The sequence below is a fragment of the Lentibacter sp. genome (assembly GCF_029254145.1).
In the GTDB taxonomy this organism is placed as follows: domain Bacteria; phylum Pseudomonadota; class Alphaproteobacteria; order Rhodobacterales; family Rhodobacteraceae; genus Lentibacter.
The window spans coordinates 13,548-34,622 of record NZ_JAQWYD010000118.1 but is presented as its reverse complement, the minus strand read 5'-3'; the positions used below and the strand labels follow the sequence as shown (position 1 = coordinate 34,622).

Below are 21,075 nucleotides of genomic sequence, written 5' to 3'. Positions count from 1 at the left end.
GCACGATCGACCCAATCAAGGTTGCTGGGCGGGTCTAGGTCAATTACGCGGAACCTGCTGAGCACAGCCCCCATGATGCGGCTCTTGTGGTTCGTGGTGGCCACAAAGCGGATCAGATGACGCTTGGCGTCCATAAACTCGCGGAACTTGGGTTGCACTGTGCGTAGGTCCATCTCGTCAATCTCGTTGATGACGATCAGAGCTTTGTCCAGATTGCCAAACATCTGGTAGTTAACTTCGGACATGATCTTGGCCTCATAGTCTTTACCAAGGCTGGCAGCATTAAACTCCCAATGCATGTGCTGAATATTGCGTTGCTCATAGTAACTGTGAGCGATCACACGCGCCGCTTCTGTCTTGCCTGCACCTGGTGGCCCTGCGAGCAACAGAGGCTTGGCTGGTGGCAGCTCACAATATGAACAAATGACACTGGCATTTAGCGGGTCCGCAATAACCAAATCGCCAAAGCAGCGTGGTAGGTGTTTGAGATCAAATGACATGATCAACTCCTTTGGATGCATGTAGATGGAGTGGGGCAAAAACTGACTGCCCCACTCACCGTTAGATTTACCCATAGGTCTGAGTTGCTGCGCCGTTTGTGCGCACTCCACCGCAGACACACTGACTTGTGCACCTGATCCAACGCGGATCATTTTGGACGCAAACTCACGCACATCACGTGCACGCTTGGTTGCCAGATCACCTGCGTCAAGCTTGGCAAGGCTTTCTTGGGCGCGTTCATCCAAGTCTTTGCCTGAAGATACCAAGACAGCGTCAATGATGCCTGCTTCGTTGCACCCGTAAACAATCGTGCCTGTGCCATTGTCATTGCAGCGCACAAGCGCAACAGCATAGTCTTCCTCGTAATCGGTATTGGGCTGGATGAAGGTTGGAAGGTCAAAGGTGCTCACGCCAACTTGCACTTCCTGCAAACCCTCAAGCGCCAGCTTCTTGAAATCTTCTTTGGACATGGTTGTTGATTTTGTGGATTTGGGCATGCGGCGTACTTCTTCAATGCCACCACATTCCTGCACATAGCTGGTGAAGCTTTGATCTGGCCCCTTCATATCATGAGCGATTGCCACGACACGTGCATAGGCTTCTTCACGGCGACCTTGTCCCGCAAACACATACCGTATCACTTTAAGAGCAAGACTGGTGTTTGCTTGGGCTTTGATCTCAAGGTCAGTCAGAAGAGCTGCAAACGCACGGCGCTTGCCAACCTCAGCTTTGAGCTCCGCATACAGCGCATAGACCCCTTCAAGAATGGCATAGAGCTCTTCATTGGCAGCACGCAGGGTGCCTTCTTCCCAGATTGCACGGGCTGCGTGCATTGCATCAAGGCGTTGGTGGATGTCAGTCTTAATTTGTGTCTGAGCAGACATGGTGTTTCCCTTCATCAATAATTGGGCCCTCTTGGGTCTGTTTGTTTGCATCTGGGTTTTAAAGATTTTGGGGCACTACGAGCTGCGCCGATCAATCTTCGATTTTTAAAACCATCAGATTGAGACTTTTATAATGACTAAATCGGGATAATTTTGACTCCTTAACTTTTGGAAGGAGACGGAGTCATGGTCAACAATCAGGCCAATGCAAGCTCAGCAACGCTGGTGTTTGAGACCACCCCACCTTATCTCAGTGAGACATCAAAGAGCCGATTTAAGGGATGTTGCAACCTGCCCTATCGGGAAGCCCAGCCTTATAAAGCCTCTATATATTACTTGTGGTGGGCGTTTTTAAAACGCAACAAGAGCTATCAAATAACCTGTGCCAATGGCGGTAAGGGCCACTTATTCAAACTGTATCAGGACTTTGGAAATATCTTCGATATTGCGTTCGAGGATTGGTGGGCACATGGAAAATATCTGTTTGCCGAGCAGAGCGCCCTTGTAACCAAACAGCCCGATATTGCAGAAGGCGATATATTATATCGCATTGATCCTTATCGCTCATTCAATCAAATCCATGAAGAAATCAAAGCTATTCACGGACGAGCAATTGTTATGCGTTCCACAAGTGAGCGCCGCAGAGCTTCCTCGGCAAAATACCCAATTTATGCAAATGCGTCTGCCTATAATCTTTATCGCGTACTTAAAGTCTGGGACTTGCGATGCGCGCACCCCAAAGTATCCGCTTACGACTTGGGAATTATGGCAGGCTTAAAGCCAAACCTTTTACCGCCCTCAAGGTACGGACATACAAGAACGCGCAGTGCCGCTGCCATTGAGCGACATAACAAGCGCGCTCACATTAGCATAGCCAACCAATCAAACAGATATTTGCGCACTGCGGAGCAATATATCGAGAATGTTGGTTGTGGAGAATTCCCAAAAGCACTGCGACGATAAAATTGGGGCATTGATTTTATTTAATAATAATCCAAACACGCTGTTTGGAAACGCCATGTTTGAGTTTTTTGTCAAACACGCTGTTTGCAACAGGAGTGTTTGGGTATTTGCAAATAAACGCCGTGTTAACACTGTAAGTTCAAATAGCGTGTTTGCCCTGAGTATTGCTGTCTCACGACCCTCGGTGCTGACTTTTTGTAGGGCAGATTTGCTGTGTTTGTGCTGGGATGGATCGCAAAGATCATTAGCAACCTGAGCCTTACAAAAGCCTAGGCGTCGTTCACTGTGGTCAGCAGTCTGGCAAATCGGAATGCATACATTAGGATTAAGAAGCAGACGAAGAAGCCAGCCATGTCACCAATGAGATAACCTGCTGCGACGGTAATATCTAACTCCTGCTTTAACAGAATGGTATTGCCCACGCTGTTAAGAACAGAGCCGAGAAGTGCTATAAGGCCAAAATACTGCCATTTCGGAAACTGGCGATGGGTTACGCTTTCTGGAAAGAAACGGGTAATTAGCGCAAAACCAAAATAGCAACCAATGACGCTCACAACTGGCGCCCAAGTATTGAGCGTGATTCCAGCCTGTGCGGTCAAAAGCATCATGAGATAAGACGCAGGCAAAAGGTAAAAGGCAGCTCTCCAACCGAGTAAGTAAAAAGCCAGAACTCTCACACCATGCGGCAAAAACAGAACGCTTAATTCAGAAACGACGTTGCTGAGCAGCATCTGCTGAAGAGGAGAAACGAAGCCGAGCACAAGTGAATACGCAGTAATGTAAGCAACGCTCACGATCAGAAAGTTCTGAATATGCTCTTTCAAGTGTGGTGTGCCCTTCTCTGCATTTATGCGCTTTAACCTACAAGCGTATAAAGGCCGCGCTTCTCGCCACCTTTAGCTATTTTGCCCAAGCTCTCAAGATTTTTCAGCGCCCGAAACAGCGATGGGCGCGAGTAAACGTTGTTCAAAGGATGCTGCAAGATGTCCTTGGTGCTCACCAGATGTGCATCACCGGCTAAATCAGCGATCGCACTCAAAACAGACTTTTCGATAACCCCGATATCTCTGATACCAAGCTCGGCTTCCATATCAGCAAGCATAATCTGCATTTTTGCGATATTCTTAAGAAGTGAGCTCATAACAAGTATCGTCTCCATGTGTTGGTTTATCGCTAATAACAAAAACGATAGCATAATTCGGTATCGGGTTGCAAAGCCCGTCATAAGTATACTATTGAGACCTTATTCATGAGTTAGCCCAACTTTCCTGTCGATATTATCAAGTGCTTTAGGCTGGGCTATCCAACAGGATGCTTGGCCTTTTTTATGTCTAGCTCAATACTCGTCCGCTAGCATGACGGTGAGCACACGCGTGGTCACAGTGGGATCGCTTGGGTCAGGTGAATGCATCAGCAGATCCACGTCATAACAATCAAACTTCCAAAAGAACGTGTTGCCGTGGAGTTTGATCACACCAAAGTCGTGCTCCGCATAGGGGTCGTTGTCCTCTGTGAAGCTGTCAAAGTCTTCTACAGCAATCAACAGCTCAGCAACTGTAATGGGGTCACAGGCCAGAACGCCCTGAGTGATCACCCAGCGACACGGATCAACACGCTGCCGTGCGCGATCATTAAGTGCTGCTATTTTGGCTGCATGAGGGTTTGTAGTGGTCTCACCCATTGGCACTCGCCTTGGCCGCACCGGGTTTGAGGCGTGGTTGGCGCTCTGCCACTCGGGTAATGGCCGCATCCAGCTCCCCTGCAGCAGCAGCATTGAGCAAGGCATCTAGAACACCAGCCACCTCAGCCAATGACTTCACAAACACCGCGTTATTGGTTCCATCAGCTGCAATCACACGTGCGCCATATCGGCATTGCACGTACCACCCCCCGTCTTGTTCAAAGAACCATGGACGCACTCTGCGGTGAGTTTTGATCAGCTGTGCTTCCCCAAACTCATCTTTGGCCCACTTGTGTCGTTCAACGCGGTGGTCTTCCTTTCTGAGTGCGGCTGCATGTACTAGCTTTTGTTCTTTACGCCCTGCTACGAGTTTGTCACGCCGTGCTATGATGGGATCGCGCTTGCTGCTGCGATCAACAGTTTTGAATGTAAGCTTTGCGAGATGTGTCATGTGCGCTCCTTGCTATCTGTTTACAGCTAAAGCGTATGTTCAGACTTAATGCAGAGCTACCGGAAAGACCGACAAGATACTGATTATATACGATAATATGAGATAACTGGATAAATACAGCTGCACATATCCAACTGGAGGCAGCCATGAGCATAAGATTACTAGAGCACTTACGAGATGAATTAATACAGAGCGGCATCGTCCAGAACACACCAGAGTTTTGCCGCAGCTGGCTAGGGCGTAGCGAAGGCTATATCCGCGTGTTGCGCTACAACCGCATTGAGCCAAGTGTGGAGACACTGACAATCTGTTCTAACAAGCTGGGTCATTATGCTGCGCGTCTGAGTGGCTCAGAGGTTGTGCAGCACAAGCAGTGGGCGACTAGATTGGTTGGCCTAAAGGCCCTGTGTGATCAGGCTATAGCGCAGCAGGCTGAGGCGGTATGGCGTGAGCCCGAGAGGATGGGTGCATGAGCTGGCTTCAAGCATGTCGCGCTCGATATGATATCTCGCTCCCAAAATTCCCCTTGCAGCCGCAAAAAAATGCGCTGCGGTTTTTTATAGAGAAGTACTTACAAAAGTTCGGTGGTGATTTTGCATCACTCCATACTGCAGAGGAGCCATGTAATGCGCATAGCAGAAGTAGTATGTAAGCGCCCCACTCAGCTGCCTATTCCCAAACCCGCAAAATCCAAGAAGCCCGCACTCAAAAAGCGCAAACCTAAGCCCTTTAACGCTCCAAAGCCTCACAACCTCAGCTGACGGGCAAAGCTCTGGTAGCTGTCGCCGTTAATAAGCAGGCGTAAGGCAGTGAGTTTGGCAAAACGGCTGCGTGTGGCTGTAAACGCGGGTTGGCGTGTTACGTGGGCTCTTGTGTAGAATATATGCGGATGTTGAAATTTGTAGGGTCCTTAGGTTTTGGTTGTGAATATGTACGACATGCATACTTGAAATAACCCAAGGTGGTGCTCCCTCGTTTACTGGACGAAGATGATAACGGCTAAGCTCAGCGGAAATATGTGCATCTCGCTGCTAACAGCAGGTTTGAGCCAATTCTGTGAAAAAAAGTGTTGAAGCCGCAGAAAGCGGCGCTCCAGATAGAACTCAAGCGCCTTTCTTGTCAGGCTTCGCGCATTTGCTGCGGTGCAGGAAAGCCTCCTCTTGTGCATTGGCTTTGCCAATACCCTGCCGGGAAGGGGAAAGGATCAAACGAAAGACACTCGTGACTCGACGCTTGCATAAAAGGCAACCTACTGCATAATAAACCTAATTTAATGTGACATAATTCTTTTTTAGTTAAGGCTAACTAAGTTCCAAAAACCTTTGCGAACTACAACGATGATAATAAGTTTGCGCATTTACGCTTAAAATCAGGTCAAGCAGCCTTGAATGCCGCTATCGCCAAATTCTATTCTTGGAGTGCAGTCAAATGTCAAATGAAGAGATTACTTCAACAGACCGAGAATACCACAATACCATAGAAATTCGAACATATGAGCAAACCAGTACCAACATACACCGCCTGACAAATGAGTTACCCGAAGATGTTGTAATGAGTTTGGCGAGGGAAGTGATTAGCCGGGTCGGGTCGCGTGAAAACAAACTACTACGGACTCCGGCAGTCCCCTCAAACTTAGAAATTATAGCTTTGTGTGATGCGTTGTTGTCGAAAGACGAAGCGGCGGCAGCACAATTCATCATGCATTTACGCCATGATGGCACAAAAACCGAAGACATTTACCTTATTTACATGGCGAGAGCGGCTCGCATGCTTGGCGATATGTGGGACGATAACAAAATTGACTTTGTAACCGTCACCTTGGGAACAGGGAGGTTACTGGCAATAATGCGTGGCATGCGCCCTTTATTTGAAACACCCTTACGAGTGCACGGCAAAACTGCCATTTTTGCTTCAGTTCCAGGCGAGAATCATACAATTGGTGTGCGTATGGCGACTGATATATTTCGTAAGGATGGTTGGGAAATAGACCTGAAGGTTGGGTTGGACCATAATTCACTTGTCGACCAAATAGAGCGTCAGCCGAGTGGAATAATAGGCCTGTCAATTGGTGGCAAACATACGATGGAGCCGCTCTCGAAGCTAGTGGTCGCTTTAAATATATGTTGCCCTCATTCTTTGATATTGGTCTGCGGGCAGGATGTGGAACACAGTAAACCTTTTTTGCAACTTATGGGGCTGGATGCTATTGCAGAAACATTTGATGAGGCAAAACAGAAAATGGCAGAGCTCTGGGACCGCAAGACTGAACAATCTCTAACGCTCAGGTCTTACTGATAAGCCCAAATTTGTGCAGCTTGACATAAAGCGACTGGCGGGAGAGACCTAGCATCTCAGCGGCGGCAACACGGTTGTTTCCTGTCATCTCCACCGCACTCTCGATGCAAATCTGTTCCACAACATCCGTCGTTTTCGACACAATATCTTTCAAAGACTGGCCGCCGATCAGCTCGATCACAGATTGTGTATCCACATCCCTAATTTTCTTCGTCGGTGTTCGGCTGTTATCTATACGCCTGGAATCACGGATAACAAGGCCATAAATAAATTTTCCATCCGAATTCAACTGGGTGGTGGAAATCTCCACTGGCCGCTCTGTGCCATGTTCGCTAACTAGCTTGGTTGCATATAAGCGCATGCACCCAGTTCGGCGCGCGTTCTCGAGCATGACATTTAGATCAATAGATCCACGTAAAAAAAACTCGGCAAGAGATCGACCCTTTATAGATGGAATATGCGTAACATCAGCTAGACGCGGAAAGGAATCGTTCGCGCTTATAATATTACCGGTGCTATCAACAAACACCATGCCGTCCACACCATGCTGATAAAACTCCAACAAGCGGGCAACCATCTGGTCAGCGGTTGTATCGGACTTGCCCAACGTCTTGATCTTGCACAGTAACATCTGGCTTTCTGCGCCACGAAACAGGATTGGCGACAGTGCAAGGCGGCGGTTACGATGAACCAATTCGCCGACGACAGGTAAAGTCGAACGTTCAGTAGCGGCGAACACAAGCCTGTCGAGGATATCAACCTCCCCCAGCTCATCAAATACTCGTGCAAATACAGAATCCACCAAAGTATCGCGTCGCTCGCCAAACAATTTCTCAGTAGCAGCATTGCAAGCAACTATAGTGCCTGTTTTTACTGAGACGATCACCGTTGCCGTGCTGGAGGCTTCGAGCAGTACACGAAAGCGAACATCATGTTCACGCTGAACTTCATAGTCGTTTTCTAGCGCAATCTGTGCTGCAATCAGTTGTTGTTGCATGTCAGCTACAGTGCTCAAATCAGTCCCCAACATCAAAACAGACCCAGATTGACCTGTACTATGAAAAGTATAGCGCATTGGAAGTTCGCTGTAATATTCTGTTGATTGGTGATTAAGTTCCGTTGCCAGTTTACTACCGTCACCTTCAATAAAACTCTTAAGTCGCATGTCAAACTTGGGCACAGACTCTACTGTCAAAGTATCGTGAATCTGACTATCAGCCCAAGCCATTACAGCCTTACACGCAGAGAAATTCGGGTTAGCCATGACCTGCATAATATGCCCTGAAGTAGAAATAACTAACGCCACATCGGACACGCTTGAGATGATATCCGTTACAGCATCAGGACCAATAATTGGTATTAATCCTTCCGCCCATCTTATTTCTTCAACTGACACCATGGACCAGAGCCTTTTACTTTTCTTTGAGCGGATGACTACAAAAAAGTTTCCTGATACCGCTCATTCCTCACGGCTGTCTGATTTAACTAAATCGAGAGCTGCATGAATTTCATTGGACACGTAGTCACTTCCCGTTACTAAGGCAAGGTCGGACCGTTCAGTCGCAACGCCGCCTCCGAGAATTATTTTAGCACTTGCACTTTTTTGACGCAGCCTTTGAATAAGTTGCCTAAGATTTCCAATGTTTGCTTCGGCAGGTGCGGAAATCATAACAGCATCTGGGGACTGGCAAGCAGCGAAATGTCCAGCAGTGACGTTGTCGACACCAAGTGCCATTCTCACATGTGCCCCTGCCGACCGCAGTTGGTCAGCCAGAACAACAGCACCCAAAGTATGCTGAGTTCCTTGAGGTACAATTACTAGACAGTTTAGGCGAGTAATCAGATTAGCCGGATGAATTAGGCTGGTAAGCCGATTGGTTTTAAGGCACCGGACGAGATGCTGCAATCGCGCGCACCCAATAGTGACATCTCCAAATGTTGCTCTATCTCCAACCCAATTTTCACCTAACCGTCGCGCAACTGCAGGAACAAGGAGTGTTTTTATCTCCTGACTCGACACCCCAACCTCTTTGATTTCTTTAATCACTTGCCCAAGTAACGCCCTATCGGGTGAAACTACTGCTGCACAAAGCTGTAGAGCAAAGTCGAGAGCAACAACCTGTTGCTTCATGGATCGTTCCTTTGCGATGCTTAGAATAGATAGCGCCTTAAACGCGATTCTGCTGATATCACCAGAACAGTCCGATCGAAATACTTGCTGATGCTGAGACATACCTACCCCACTAATGGCTGATCAGTACAGAGCCGGTCAATCCAACATCCGACAATACACATATTATCGTCAGCGAAGCCGGGATTTATGTCAATAAAAAATTACAATTTGCAAGACGTAACCAATTATAACACAAAATAAGTTTATAAGGGTGATGTTTGGCATTATAAAATTCCACCACGGAGTGTAAATCAAAGTTGACACATCGCCTTAGCGCTGCCAGATTATTGTATAAGCAAGCCACCAGGGAGGCTACATAATGGCAAGATCGTCACAGCTTTATACCGACGCCCAACGCACGCGCCGCGATACAACGATGTGGACACAGGTCCAAGGCATCCTAGCCCTGCTACAATTTGTGGTTTTTGCTATTTCTGTTGGGTTGGTGTTGCGGTTTTTGCTTACAGGTGAAGGGTACCACATTGCCACAGTGTCGATCGTCGCCAAGACGGCCGTCTTATATCTCATTATGATTACGGGCGCGATTTGGGAAAAGATCGTATTTGGCCAATGGCTGTTTGCTCCAGCATTCTTCTGGGAAGATGTGTTTAGCTTCGTCGTAATCGCGCTGCATACTACCTATCTTTTTGGCTTGATTACTGGTGTTGTAGCAGCTGAAACGCTGATTGTGATCGTACTCGCGGCCTACGCCGCCTACATCATCAATGCCGGACAGTTCTTATGGAAATTGCGAATTGCGCGCTTACAGTCGCAGGTTGTGGCATGACCAATTTTGCACCCGCGCCCCCCACACTGGGCTGTCGCACGTCTCCTGTCCTCAAACAGCGTGGCCAGCGTGAGGTCTTTTGTGGCCTCACGGGAATCATCTGGCTGCACAGAAAAATGCAGGATGCATTCTTTCTGGTCGTAGGTTCGAGAACTTGCGCACACTTACTACAAAGTGCGGCAGGCGTGATGATTTTTGCTGAGCCGCGCTTCGGCACTGCAATTCTAGAAGAATCGGACCTTGCAGGCCTCAACGATGCGCATGCCGAACTGGACCGCGAAGTGGGCACTCTGTTGACGCGCCGACCTGACATTCGCCAGTTATTTCTGGTAGGCTCCTGCCCTTCTGAAGTAATCAAGCTGGACCTGAGTCGAGCTGCTGAGCGTCTGACCAAGCTATATGCGCCTCGGGTTCGCGTTCTTGAATATTCCGGCTCTGGCATCGAGACGACATTTACCGAAGGAGAAGATGCCTGTCTGGCTGCAATGGTGCCTGTCCTGCCTGAAACGCAAGCTCGTAATCTGGTAATTGCAGGCGCGTTGCCCGACGTGGTCGAAGACCAAATGTTGGGACTGTTGAAGGATTTAGGCATTGGTCAGGTGCAGGTTTTACCTGCCCGCACCGTTGAAATGGAGGTGGAGGTGGGGCCGAAAACGGTCTTCGCGCTCACCCAACCTTTCCTCGGGAGTACGCACGCTGCCCTCGTCCGCAGGGGCGCCACCTTTATTGCAGCACCTTTCCCGCTCGGCGAAGAGGGCACAACAGCATGGCTTGCAGCAATCGCTAACGAATTCGAAGTAGACCGTGCAACATTCGACGCCGTCACAGAAGCACCACGCCGTCGTGCAAGACAGGCTGTCGCCAAAGCAGCCGCGTCACTCGAGGGCAAATCGGTATTTTTTTTCCCCGACAGCCAGCTAGAAATCCCACTGGCGCGCTTTCTTACCCGCGAATGCGGCATGACCTCACTCGAAGTTGGCTCCCCCTATATACACGACACTCTGCACGGCCCCGATCTGGATCTGCTGCCTAAGGGCCCGCAGATCTCAGAAGGACAAGACGTCGATCTGCAACTAGATCGCTGTCGTGCTGCGCGCCCTGATCTGACCGTCTGCGGTTTGGGGCTGGCCAATCCGCTGGAAGCCGAGGGCCTGTCCACCAAATGGGCGATCGAACTAATCTTCACCCCTGTTCACTTTTACGAACAGGCTGGTGATCTAGCGTCGCTTTTTGCACGGCCACTGCGCCGCAAAGGTATTTTGGAGGCCGCCGAATGAAACTAACGGTCTGGACATACGAAGGTCCGCCCCACGTTGGTGCAATGCGTGTCGCTACCGGCATGAAGGGGCTGCACTACGTCCTGCATGCGCCGCAGGGTGACACTTATGCTGACTTGCTGTTTACCATGATAGAGCGCCGTGGCCACCGCCCACCAGTCAGCTACACCACATTTCAGGCCCGCGATCTTGGCTCTGACACCGCCAGCCTGTTCAAGCTCTCTTGTCAGGATGCCTATGACCGTTTCAAACCCGAAGCGATCATCGTTGGTGCGTCCTGTACCGCCGAGCTGATCCAAGATGATCCGGGCGGCTTGGCCGAAACGATGGGCCTACCAATCCCTGTTATCGCATTGGAGCTACCAAGCTACCAACGCAAGGAAAATTTTGGCGCAGACGAGACCTTCTTCCAGATCGTACGCCATTTAGCCAAACCGATGGAAAAAACTGCTCGCGTCAGCTGCAACATAATCGGACCAACCGCCTTAGGTTTTCGCCACCGCGACGATGTGGCTGAGATTACTAACCTGCTCTACGAACTGGGTATCAAGGTCAACATCATAGCACCCATGGGTTCCACCCCTACAGACATTGCACGAATGGGTCAGGCACATTTTAACGTGCTGCTCTATCCCGAAACAGGCGAAAGCACGGCGCGCTATTGTGAAAAAACATTTGGTCAGCCTTATACAAAACATGTGCCCATCGGTGTGGGTGCTACCAATGATTTTATCTCCGAAGTGCGTGCCCTATCAGGGAGCAAAGTCCCTGTCGATGAGGCGCGACTACGCCAGAGTTGGTGGAGCAAATCGGTCGACAGCACTTATTTGACGGGCAAGCGTGTCTTTATTTTTGGTGATGGAACCCATGTTAAAACTGCCGCCCGCATCGCACGGGACGAAATGGGATTTGAGGTCGCTGGTATCGGATGCTACAATCGCGAGTACGCACGGGACGTGCGTACTCTTGCCAAAAATTTTGGCATTGAGGCACTTATCACCGATGATTATCTGGAGGTCGAGCGGACCATCGAGGTGCTACAACCTGAGATGATACTCGGCACGCAGATGGAGCGCCACATAGGTAAACGCCTGGGCATCCCCTGCGCGGTGATATCAGCACCTGTGCATGTGCAGGATTTTCCCGCACGCTATTCGCCCCAGATGGGGTTCGAGGGCGCCAATGTGATCTTTGACACTTGGGTGCATCCACTGGTGATGGGCTTAGAAGAGCATCTACTACATATGTTCCGCGATGATTTTGAATTCAACGATGCGGCGGGACCTTCACATCATGGAGGTCATGCGCTTGCCGCAAACAATGCTGTGACGCAAGCGGCCGGAAGTTTAAAAGCCACAATAAGCCCCGAGGAAGAGTGCACTACAACAGATGGCGAAGTGATCTGGCTGCCCGATGCAGAAAAGGAACTGAGAAAAATACCTTTCTTTGTGCGTGGTAAAGCCCGCCGAAACACAGAAACATACGCTACTCAAAAAGGTTTGGCTAAGATTTCAATCGACACTCTTTATGATGCAAAGGCTCACTATGCGTGATGAAATGTCATATGCGAGGTATAATTTTGTCATCGTGACACTAGACCGTCATGCCGCAGGCCCAGCCGCACGGGTTGCCCCGCGGCTGGCGATGGATTTCCCAGGACTGAACGTGACCATTCACGCTGCAACAGAATGGGAGAAAGACCCCACCGCGCTTCAATCGGCTCTCAATGATATTGCAACTGCCGACATCATTGTAACTTGTGTACTGTTCCTTGAAGATCATCTGCGCGCAGTTTTGCCTGCGTTGAAGGCCCGCCGCGATAATTGCGATGCGATGATCGGTGTGGTCTCGGATCAAGAAATTACCCAGCTGACACGCATGGGTGATCTGGACATGTTGAAACCTGCGTCGGGCGCGATGGGTCTTTTAAAAAAACTCAAGCCAGCGAAAACCTCTGGCAAAGCGGGTGCCGGCCAAATGAAGATGCTGCGCCGTATCCCCAAAATCCTGAAGCTGATCCCGGGCAAAAGCCAGGACTTACGCGCTTGGTTTTTATCTATGCAATATTGGCTGGGTGGCTCGGACGATAACATCGAAAACATGATCCGTTTTTTAATTGCACGCTATACCCATGTGGCCAGATGGCGCTTAATCAAAGCCAAAGACCCGGTAGAATACCCCGAGGTTGGTCTCTATCACCCCGATCTACCGGATCACGGCATCACCACAAACCTTGCCGATCTGCCACGCGCAACCAACAGCGCGACTATCGGCCTGCTAATGCTGCGCAGCTATATCCTTGCAGGCGATACGGCCCATTATGACCACGTCATCCGCAGTTTTGAAGCCAAAGGCATTCGCGTAATACCGGCTTTTGCCGGAGGTCTTGACGGGCGGCCCGCCATTACTGCCTATCACGAAGGCCAGATTGACGCTCTGGTATCGCTCACCGGTTTTTCGCTAGTTGGTGGCCCTGCCTACAATGATACCGAGGGGGCAATTGTTGCACTTCAGGCGTTGGACGTGCCCTATATTGCCGCCCAACCGCTAGAATTTCAAACTTTGTCGCAGTGGGCAAATGGCCATCAAGGCCTCAGTCCAATCGAGGCAACAATGCTGGTCGCCTTGCCAGAGATTGACGGTGCAACAAACCCAACGGTTTTCGCCGGACGCCACAGCAGTGACGGTTGTGACGGTTGTGCGCGCAAATGCAGTGTAATCGGCGAGACCAAAGGTATGGCGCCTTGTATCGAACGGATTGAAGCACTCGTTGAAAAATCCCACCGCCTTGCTTTACTACGGCGCAAGAGGAACGATGAAAAGAACGTTGCAATTGTGTTATTTGGTTTTCCACCGAATGCAGGAGCCGTAGGCACTGCTGCTTACCTATCAGTCTTCGAGAGCCTTTACAACACATTGCACCAGATGGCGAGAGATGGCTACGATCTAACTCCCCCAGCCACAGTTGAAGATCTGCGCAATGCGGTCCTGCATGGCAACGCAAAAACCTTCGGTCAAGCCGCAAACGTCATCTCACGTATCAGCGCTGACACCATCGTGGCACAAACCCCGTGGCTTCAAGAAATAGAGGCTACATGGGGCCCTGCCCCTGGCCGCATACAATCCAACGGCAGTGAAATATTTGTGCTGGGTGCACAATTCGGACGCGTTTTCGTTGGTGTACAACCTACATTCGGTTACGAGGGAGACCCAATGCGCTTGCTGTTTGAACGTGGATTTGCGCCAACACACGCGTTTAGCGCCTTTTATAGCTACCTCAAGAATGATCTGTGCGCCGACGTGGTGCTGCATTTTGGCATGCACGGCGCGCTGGAGTTTATGCCCGGCAAACAGAACGGACTTGGAGGCCGCGACTGGCCAGAGCGGCTGATGGGGAACATGCCTAACGTCTATCTTTACGCAGCCAACAACCCCTCCGAGGCAACGCTGGCTAAGCGTCGTGCTAATGCAGTGACAATCACACACCTTACACCACCGTTGCAGACCGCTGGACTCTATCGCGGGTTGGCAGACCTGAAGGATAGTCTTGCTAAATGGCGAGCGCACCCAGATGATGACATTGGACTGTCTAAGCTGATTGCAGCGCAGGCGGAGACCGTTCATCTGGATGGCAGTGATCCTGATACGCTTTGGCTCACACTTCTGGAGACCGAGGAGGCGTTGATCCCAGACGGTCTACACATTGTCGGTCAACCCATGTCGCCTAACGCAGTTGAAAATATGCTAGGTCTCATGAGCTTTGATACAAAATCTGAGCGCGAAACTGCGCGCAGGCATCTGTCGGGCAACGACGAGGTTAACGCTCTGATGCGCGCACTGAATGGTCAGTTCATCGCACCGGTTTGTGGCGGGGATGTGATCCGTGCACCTGAAATTCTGCCCACAGGCCGCAACATCCATGCATTTGACCCCTTCCGAATGCCCACTGCTTTTGCGATGGAAGATGGCGCGCGCCAGGCGAACGAACTGCTGCGCACGCATCCAACGCTCCCCCGCACGATCGCACTGGTGTTGTGGGGGTCGGACAATATCAAATCTAACGGTGGGCCTATTGGTCAGGCTCTAGCTCTGATGGGTGCTACTGCGCGGTTTGATAGCCATGGCAGGTTGTGTGGCGCAAATCTGGTGCCGCTGGAAACACTTGGTCGTGCACGCATTGATGTTGTAATGACACTGTCAGGCATCTTCCGCGATTTGCTGCCACTACAAACTAAGCTGCTGGCCGATGCCGCTTTACAATGCGCACTGGCAGACGAACCTGTAGAAATGAACCCGATCCGTGAACATGCCTTGGCTTTTGCGGCATTACAAGGGTGTGACATGAAGACGGCGGCACTTCGTGTATTCTCCAATGCCGAGGGTGCCTATGGCTCCAATGTGAATCAGTTGGTTGACAGCTCCGCGTTTTGCGATGAGGGCGATCTAGCAGATGCATATCAAGCACGTAAAAGTTTTGCATATGGCACGGACGGCGAAGCAACGCAGCAATCTGCCCTACTGAATAATACATTGCAAACCGTCGAGCTTGCTTACCAAAATATCGAATCCGTCGAGCTGGGTGTGACCACAGTTGACCACTATTTTGATACTCTGGGAGGTATCGCAGCTGCTGTCAAACGCGCTCGCAAAGGCGCTGATACGCCTGTCTACATAGGCGACCAAACTCGTGGCAGCACCAAGGTGCGAACCTTGCAGGATCAGGTTGCACTTGAAACGCGTTCGCGCAGCTTAAACCCCAAATTTTACGAGCCGCTATTTAAACATGGACACGAGGGTGTGCGTTTGATCGAGGCGCATATCACCAATACTGTCGGCTGGTCAGCAACCACTGGCAAGGTAGACCCTTGGATTTATGCAGAGCTGAGCCAAACCTTCGTGCTGGATGAAGTGATGCGCAAGCGCCTAACGGATCTAAACCCACAGGCCTCCATGAGGATGGCGAACAGGCTGATTGAAGCATCAGAACGAGCTTACTGGACACCAGACGACGCAACACTGGCAGCACTACATTCCGCAGCCGATACAATTGAAGATAAATTAGAGGGCATTGCAGCAGAATGACCCAAACCTTTGGAAAGGGACCAAAATGAGCCCACTAGATCGAAACATACCCAACTTAGGCGGCGATGGGGAAGGCTCCGTCCAATTTCATCAAGACGACAGCACAAAAATCGAAGGTGCTAAGGTTTTTGCAGTCTACGGCAAAGGTGGAATTGGTAAGTCAACCACGTCGTCAAACCTGTCAGCTGCTTTTTCAAAGCTGGGCAAGCGGGTTTTGCAGATAGGTTGTGACCCTAAACATGACAGCACGTTTACACTAACTGGCCAGTTGATCCCCACGGTCATTGATATTCTCAAAGATGTGAATTTTCATGCCGAGGAATTGCGCGCTGAAGATTTTGTATTCGATGGCTATAATGGTGTAAAATGCGTTGAGGCAGGCGGCCCACCTGCCGGCACAGGCTGCGGCGGTTATGTTGTGGGCCAAACGGTCAAACTGCTAAAGCAACACCACCTTCTGGAAGACACGGATGTGGTGATTTTTGACGTACTGGGAGATGTGGTTTGCGGTGGCTTTGCAGCACCTTTGCAACACGCCGACCGTGCGCTGATTGTAACCGCTAATGATTTTGATAGCATCTATGCGATGAACCGCATCATCGCAGCGGTCGAGGCTAAATCAGCTAACTACAAGGTCCGTTTGGCAGGCTGCGTTGCCAACCGAAGTCACGACACCAACGAAGTAGACCGCTATTGCAAAACAGTAGGCTTTAACCGACTGGCGCACCTGCCCGATCTAGACGCCATTCGCCGTTCGCGCCTGAAGAAAAAAACGTTGTTCGAAATGGAGCTGGATGACGATATTGCGGCCGTGCAAGCAGAATATATCCGCCTAGCTACTACCTTGTGGGAAGGGACCGAAGGACTTGCGCCTCGGTCTTTGCCTGACCGTGAGATCTTTGACCTACTTGGGTTTGATTAATGACATACGAAGCCACCCGTGACCGCGTCGAGACATATTTCGACACTACGGCGACTCGTACATGGGAGCGCTTGACATCTGATGCGCCTGTGTCGGGCATACGTGCAACGGTACGGGCTGGCCGCGAACAAATGCGGAATCTTCTAATTGCTCAGCTACCGCTAGACCTCAGCGGCGCGCGATTGCTAGACGCAGGCTGTGGTACTGGCGCACTAGCGGTTGAGCTGGCGCAGCGCGGTGCGGATGTGGTTGGCATAGATATCTCTCCACGCCTTATCGACATTGCACAGAAACGCCAGCCCAATCACGTAGTGGGCAGTCTCACCCTTAAATCTGGTGATATGCTGGACCCTGCATTGGGTCGGTTTGACCACATCATAGCGATGGATAGTCTAATCTACTACGCTGCTGACGACATCGGCGGCATTCTTGATAATTTGTCCCCCCGTGTCGGGAGTGTGATATTTACCGTGGCGCCGCGCACTCCGCTACTGATGGCGATGTGGCGGATGGGCAAACTCTTTCCGCGCAAGGATCGCTCCCCCACCATGGTTCCGCATACAACCTCTGCGATTGCGGCACACACCAGTGGCAAAATTCGCGCCATCAAGCGCGTTACCTCTGGTTTCTACATTAGTCAAGCCTTGGAATTTCGGCCATGATGTTCAACGCTCGCGTCAAGACAATAACGCTGAATATGCTACCATTTGCCGATGCTGCTAGCGATGGCCTACCTCTGGGTGCACTGCTACGCCTTTCGCTGTTCCAGATTTCCGTGGGGATGGCTGCGGTGTTGCTGCTTGGTACACTAAACCGGGTGATGATCGTCGAGCTGTCTTTGCCCGCAATCATCGTCGCTACGATGATCGCAATTCCCGTTCTGATAGCGCCGTTCCGGACCCTTCTAGGTTTTCAGTCTGATAACTTCCGCTCTGCCATCGGATGGAAGCGGGTACCATATCTTTGGTATGGCACACTTTGGCAGTTCGGTGGGCTGGCGATTATGCCGTTAGCGTTACTAGTGCTGGCAGGCGATAGTGTGATTGATGCGGGAATGTTCGGACAAGTTACCGCAGCTCTTGCGTTTCTGCTGACAGGCCTTGGCATGCATATGACACAGACCGCCGGCCTTGCATTAGCTGCTGACCGCGCAACCGAGGAAACCCGGGCAAAAGTCGTCTCGCTTTTGTATGTCATGTATTTACTGGGCATGGGTATGTCAGCCCTTATCATCGGCACTTTGCTACGCAATTATACCGCACTGCTACTGGTACAGGTTGTTCAGGGAGCTGCGGTTATGACGATGATTTTCAACATTATCGCTTTGTGGAAACAAGAAAAAATGTCCCCGATGACCAAAGTAGAGCGGAATGCTCCGCGTCCGGCGTTCAGGGATGCATGGGCGGATTTCAACAAAAACACAGATGTGGCGCGGCTGATAGTGACCATTTTCATTGGAACGATGGCGTTCAATATGCAAGACGTCTTGCTGGAACCTTATGGCGGTGAAATTCTGAACCTCTCAGTTTCCTCCACTACACTGCTGTCTTTGATGTGGTCTGGCGGTGCACTGCTCGGTCTGGCTCTGGCTGCGCGCTGGTTGTCGGGAGGGATTGATCCCTACCGCATTACGGGACGTGGAATAGTCGTGGGAATAACAGCGTTCAGCCTTGTCGTGTTGTCGGCACCGATGTCGTCGCAAGCTCTTTTTTTCATGGGCGCGGGCCTTATCGGCACAGGTAGCGGATTGTTTGCCGTCTCGACGCTGACTGCGGCCATGACCTTGGACATCACAGGAAACGCTGGGCGAGGTTTGGCCCTCGGGGTTTGGGGCGCAGCGCAGGCAACAGCCGCGGGTGTGTCCATCTTTATCGGTGGTGGATTGCGCGATATGGTGAATGAGGCCGCAATAAGTGGGGCGCTTGGGCCGGTGCTTAATGGCCCCTCGGTGGGTTATTCGGCAGTCTACCAGTTGGAAATCATACTGCTCTTTATCACCCTAATCTCTCTGGGTCCGCTTGTGCGGGCAAAAAACATCACAACACAGGGACCGGTCAGGTTGGAACTGCCCGATTTCCCCACCTGATTAATAAGGAGACCATCATGGTTGGCAACGAATTTTTTGGTAACTTCGATCTGGCAAGCGCCGCAATCTGGCTGTTTTGGGTCTTCTTTGCCCTGCTGATTTACTATTTGCAAACAGAGAATATGCGCGAAGGCTATCCACTCGAGCAAGACGATGGCACCATCGCCCCAAATCAGGGCCCGTTTCCTGTGCCTAAGGACAAAACATTTATCCTACCCCATAATCGTGGTGAAGTGACCGTGCCCTCTGGTCAACGTGGCGATCGGGCATCACTAGCCCTCGCCCAGACATCTAAATCAGGGGGATCTCCTTTTGTTCCAATCGGTGATCCGATGGTTGAAGGTGTCGGTCCCGCCTCATGGGCGCCGCGCCGTGATGTGCCTGAGCTGGATGCGCATGGCCACCCAAAAATTAGACCCATGAAAGCGCTACCAGAATTTAAAGTCTTAGCTGGACGTGATCCACGTGGAAAGGTGGTTGTAGCAGGTGATGGCGAAGTAATTGGACGTATCGTCGACATGTGGGTCGACGTTCCTGAACAGTTGGTTCGCTACTTGACCGTGGATCTGAATCCTGAAGGTACAGGAAAAACAAGGCTGATCCCTATCAACTTTTGCAAGATCAAAGTGGATCGCGTGACCGTTCGCTCAATCTATGGCAAGCATTTTGACGGTGTTCCACAGCATTCATGGACCGATCAAGTGACCCTGCTCGAAGAAGAAAAAATCATGGCTTATTACGGTGGAGGTACACTTTATGCAGACCCCGCCCGTCTTGAACCACAGCTTTAATCCACTCTGTTGGGCTCTTAGCCAGGGCCGGACACAACGCAGATAAGGGACTGATAAATGCACCACGATGATTTCAATTTCGAACCTGTGCGCGGCCTACCCGAAGCATTACCTGAGGATGAACATATTTTGTGGCAAGGTCGCCCCGACGGACTGCGCCTTGCCAAGGAAGCGTGGGGCCTCAACTGGGTTCTGGCCTATTTTGCAGCGCTGGCCTTGGGCCGCGTCATGATATCTTCTGCCGAGATGTCCCTGACTGCCGCTATGGCACTGGGTCTACCATTCTTGTTGGCAGGTGCTGTTGCCGGACTATTGCTAATCGGCGTGGCCACTGTTCAGGCGCGCAGCACTGTCTATACGCTAACCAATAAACGCGCTTGCATGCGGATTGGGGCAGCCCTGACGATGACGTTAAACCTTCCATATGTCTGCATAGGCAATGCCGCAGTCACGACGCGCAAGTCCAGTCTGGGCACGATTACCTTCGAAATGATCGGCGATGCCCGCCTGTCGTATCTCATGACTTGGCCCCATGTACGTCCGTGGCACTTTATGCGTACGCAGCCATCGTTTCGAGCGATCCCAGACGCAGACCATGTCGCCGCAATCTTCGTCGACGCCGCCGAAACTCGCATCTCAATTCCTAAAGTTAGCCGCGTCACACCATCTCTCGGCACGATTGCAGTGGAGTAATACACATGCCTGAAATACGTTCTCTCGCCAACCAAATGAAACATCGTGACCGAGAAATGGTACCTCAATTTCTCGTCTGGGGCATGTTTACTATGATGTTCGCAGCCGTTGCTTTGGTCAGCTATGCACGCATCTCAGGCCGTGAAGTGACATCCGTGGTACCACACAGTGATATCATCAAAGAGATATTCGTTACTTTGGAAGGTTCGCGTAACGAAGGCGTAGCCGTTCTAGACATAAATGGAAAGCAAATCGCTCACTCAACACAAGACAAAGCAGGGTTTATCGACGTAATCTGGATGTCAGTAATGCGTGAGCGCACTGTGCAAGATGTAACATCTGAGATGCCAGTGAGAATTGTACGACGTGAGAACGGACGTATTGCGGTGATTGACGACACTACCGGTTGGAAGATCGAATTGATCGGATACGGTCGAGACAACGTCGCAGCCTTCGCCAGGCTGATTGACTGAGCTAACATAGCCAAAG

Annotated in this window: 20 protein-coding genes; 13 read left to right on the top strand and 7 right to left on the bottom strand. The window is 50.8% G+C overall.

The window, feature by feature from the left end; genetic code table 11:
* Positions 1 to 1,385 (bottom strand): AAA family ATPase (locus P8O11_RS13720; protein WP_300294975.1); only part of this gene is annotated, 1,385 nt, incomplete at its 3' end.
* 186 nt (positions 1,386 to 1,571) lie between these two features.
* On the opposite strand from P8O11_RS13720, the gene P8O11_RS13715 reads away from it, so the two are divergent.
* A complete protein-coding gene (locus P8O11_RS13715; RefSeq protein WP_300294974.1) occupies positions 1,572 to 2,348 on the top strand; it encodes a hypothetical protein in 777 nt (258 codons plus the stop codon).
* Positions 2,349 to 2,617: 269 nt separating this feature from the next.
* Here the strand turns inward: P8O11_RS13715 and P8O11_RS13710 are convergent, their stop codons facing one another.
* The 4 genes from P8O11_RS13710 to P8O11_RS13695 form a co-directional block, all read right to left on the bottom strand.
* Positions 2,618 to 3,172 (bottom strand): hypothetical protein, encoded by a 555-nt coding sequence (locus P8O11_RS13710; protein ID WP_300294973.1) that lies wholly within the window; start codon positions 3,170 to 3,172, stop codon positions 2,618 to 2,620.
* A gap of 32 nt (positions 3,173 to 3,204) precedes the next feature.
* Complete coding sequence (locus P8O11_RS13705; protein WP_300294972.1) at positions 3,205 to 3,489, bottom strand: hypothetical protein; 285 nt, start codon at positions 3,487 to 3,489, stop codon at positions 3,205 to 3,207.
* Positions 3,490 to 3,684: 195 nt separating this feature from the next.
* Complete coding sequence (locus P8O11_RS13700; RefSeq protein ID WP_300294971.1) at positions 3,685 to 4,029, bottom strand: DUF3768 domain-containing protein; 345 nt, start codon at positions 4,027 to 4,029, stop codon at positions 3,685 to 3,687.
* Positions 4,022 to 4,480, bottom strand: coding sequence for a hypothetical protein (locus P8O11_RS13695; protein ID WP_300294970.1), 459 nt, complete (start codon positions 4,478 to 4,480; stop codon positions 4,022 to 4,024). Before P8O11_RS13695 ends, P8O11_RS13700 begins: the two co-directional genes overlap by 8 nt.
* Before the next feature lie 146 nt (positions 4,481 to 4,626).
* On the opposite strand from P8O11_RS13695, the gene P8O11_RS13690 reads away from it, so the two are divergent.
* Together P8O11_RS13690 and P8O11_RS13685 are read left to right on the top strand one after the other, a co-directional pair.
* Positions 4,627 to 4,953, top strand: a complete 327-nt coding sequence (locus P8O11_RS13690) for a DUF6626 family protein (RefSeq protein WP_300294969.1) — start codon at positions 4,627 to 4,629, stop codon at positions 4,951 to 4,953.
* Between the two features lie 955 nt (positions 4,954 to 5,908).
* On the top strand, positions 5,909 to 6,775 hold the full coding sequence (locus P8O11_RS13685) for a cobalamin-binding protein (RefSeq protein ID WP_300294968.1): 867 nt from the start codon (positions 5,909 to 5,911) through the stop codon (positions 6,773 to 6,775).
* Here P8O11_RS13685 and ppsR read toward each other — a convergent pair.
* A complete protein-coding gene (ppsR, locus tag P8O11_RS13680) occupies positions 6,762 to 8,174 on the bottom strand; it encodes a transcriptional regulator PpsR (RefSeq protein ID WP_300294967.1) in 1,413 nt (470 codons plus the stop codon). The two genes, P8O11_RS13685 and ppsR, sit on opposite strands and share 14 nt — an antisense overlap.
* 60 nt (positions 8,175 to 8,234) lie before the next feature.
* Entirely contained in the window at positions 8,235 to 8,906 is a 672-nt protein-coding gene (locus tag P8O11_RS13675; RefSeq protein WP_300294966.1) for a B12-binding domain-containing protein, read from the bottom strand.
* Positions 8,907 to 9,267: 361 nt separating this feature from the next.
* Between P8O11_RS13675 and bchF the strand changes: the two genes are divergently transcribed.
* The 10 genes from bchF to puhC are packed head-to-tail and all read left to right on the top strand — an operon-like array spanning position 9,268 to position 21,059.
* The gene (gene bchF, locus P8O11_RS13670) at positions 9,268 to 9,735 is read left to right on the top strand and encodes a 2-vinyl bacteriochlorophyllide hydratase (RefSeq protein WP_300294965.1); all 468 of its coding nucleotides are present in this window, start codon (positions 9,268 to 9,270) and stop codon (positions 9,733 to 9,735) included.
* Complete coding sequence (locus tag P8O11_RS13665; RefSeq protein WP_300294964.1) at positions 9,732 to 11,012, top strand: ferredoxin:protochlorophyllide reductase (ATP-dependent) subunit N; 1,281 nt, start codon at positions 9,732 to 9,734, stop codon at positions 11,010 to 11,012. The genes bchF and P8O11_RS13665 overlap by 4 nt, the downstream gene beginning before the upstream one ends.
* Positions 11,009 to 12,565: a ferredoxin:protochlorophyllide reductase (ATP-dependent) subunit B gene (gene bchB / locus P8O11_RS13660; RefSeq protein ID WP_300294963.1), complete on the top strand. Its 1,557-nt coding sequence runs from the start codon at positions 11,009 to 11,011 to the stop codon at positions 12,563 to 12,565. Before P8O11_RS13665 ends, bchB begins: the two co-directional genes overlap by 4 nt.
* Positions 12,558 to 16,094, top strand: a complete 3,537-nt coding sequence (locus P8O11_RS13655) for a cobaltochelatase subunit CobN (RefSeq protein ID WP_300294962.1) — start codon at positions 12,558 to 12,560, stop codon at positions 16,092 to 16,094. Before bchB ends, P8O11_RS13655 begins: the two co-directional genes overlap by 8 nt.
* A gap of 25 nt (positions 16,095 to 16,119) precedes the next feature.
* Positions 16,120 to 17,016 (top strand): ferredoxin:protochlorophyllide reductase (ATP-dependent) iron-sulfur ATP-binding protein, encoded by an 897-nt coding sequence (bchL, locus tag P8O11_RS13650; protein WP_300294961.1) that lies wholly within the window; start codon positions 16,120 to 16,122, stop codon positions 17,014 to 17,016.
* Entirely contained in the window at positions 17,016 to 17,678 is a 663-nt protein-coding gene (gene bchM, locus P8O11_RS13645) for a magnesium protoporphyrin IX methyltransferase (protein ID WP_300294960.1), read from the top strand. Before bchL ends, bchM begins: the two co-directional genes overlap by 1 nt.
* Positions 17,675 to 19,102: a PucC family protein gene (locus P8O11_RS13640; protein ID WP_300294959.1), complete on the top strand. Its 1,428-nt coding sequence runs from the start codon at positions 17,675 to 17,677 to the stop codon at positions 19,100 to 19,102. The genes bchM and P8O11_RS13640 overlap by 4 nt, the downstream gene beginning before the upstream one ends.
* A 17-nt stretch (positions 19,103 to 19,119) precedes the next feature.
* A complete protein-coding gene (gene puhA / locus P8O11_RS13635; RefSeq protein ID WP_300294958.1) occupies positions 19,120 to 19,893 on the top strand; it encodes a photosynthetic reaction center subunit H in 774 nt (257 codons plus the stop codon).
* Between the two features lie 57 nt (positions 19,894 to 19,950).
* Positions 19,951 to 20,586 carry a photosynthetic complex putative assembly protein PuhB gene (gene puhB / locus P8O11_RS13630; protein WP_300294957.1) on the top strand — a complete coding sequence of 212 codons (636 nt, stop codon included), beginning with the start codon at positions 19,951 to 19,953 and terminating at the stop codon, positions 20,584 to 20,586.
* 56 nt (positions 20,587 to 20,642) lie between these two features.
* Positions 20,643 to 21,059, top strand: a complete 417-nt coding sequence (puhC, locus tag P8O11_RS13625; RefSeq protein WP_300294956.1) for a photosynthetic complex assembly protein PuhC — start codon at positions 20,643 to 20,645, stop codon at positions 21,057 to 21,059.
* Positions 21,060 to 21,075: the final 16 nt, after the last annotated feature.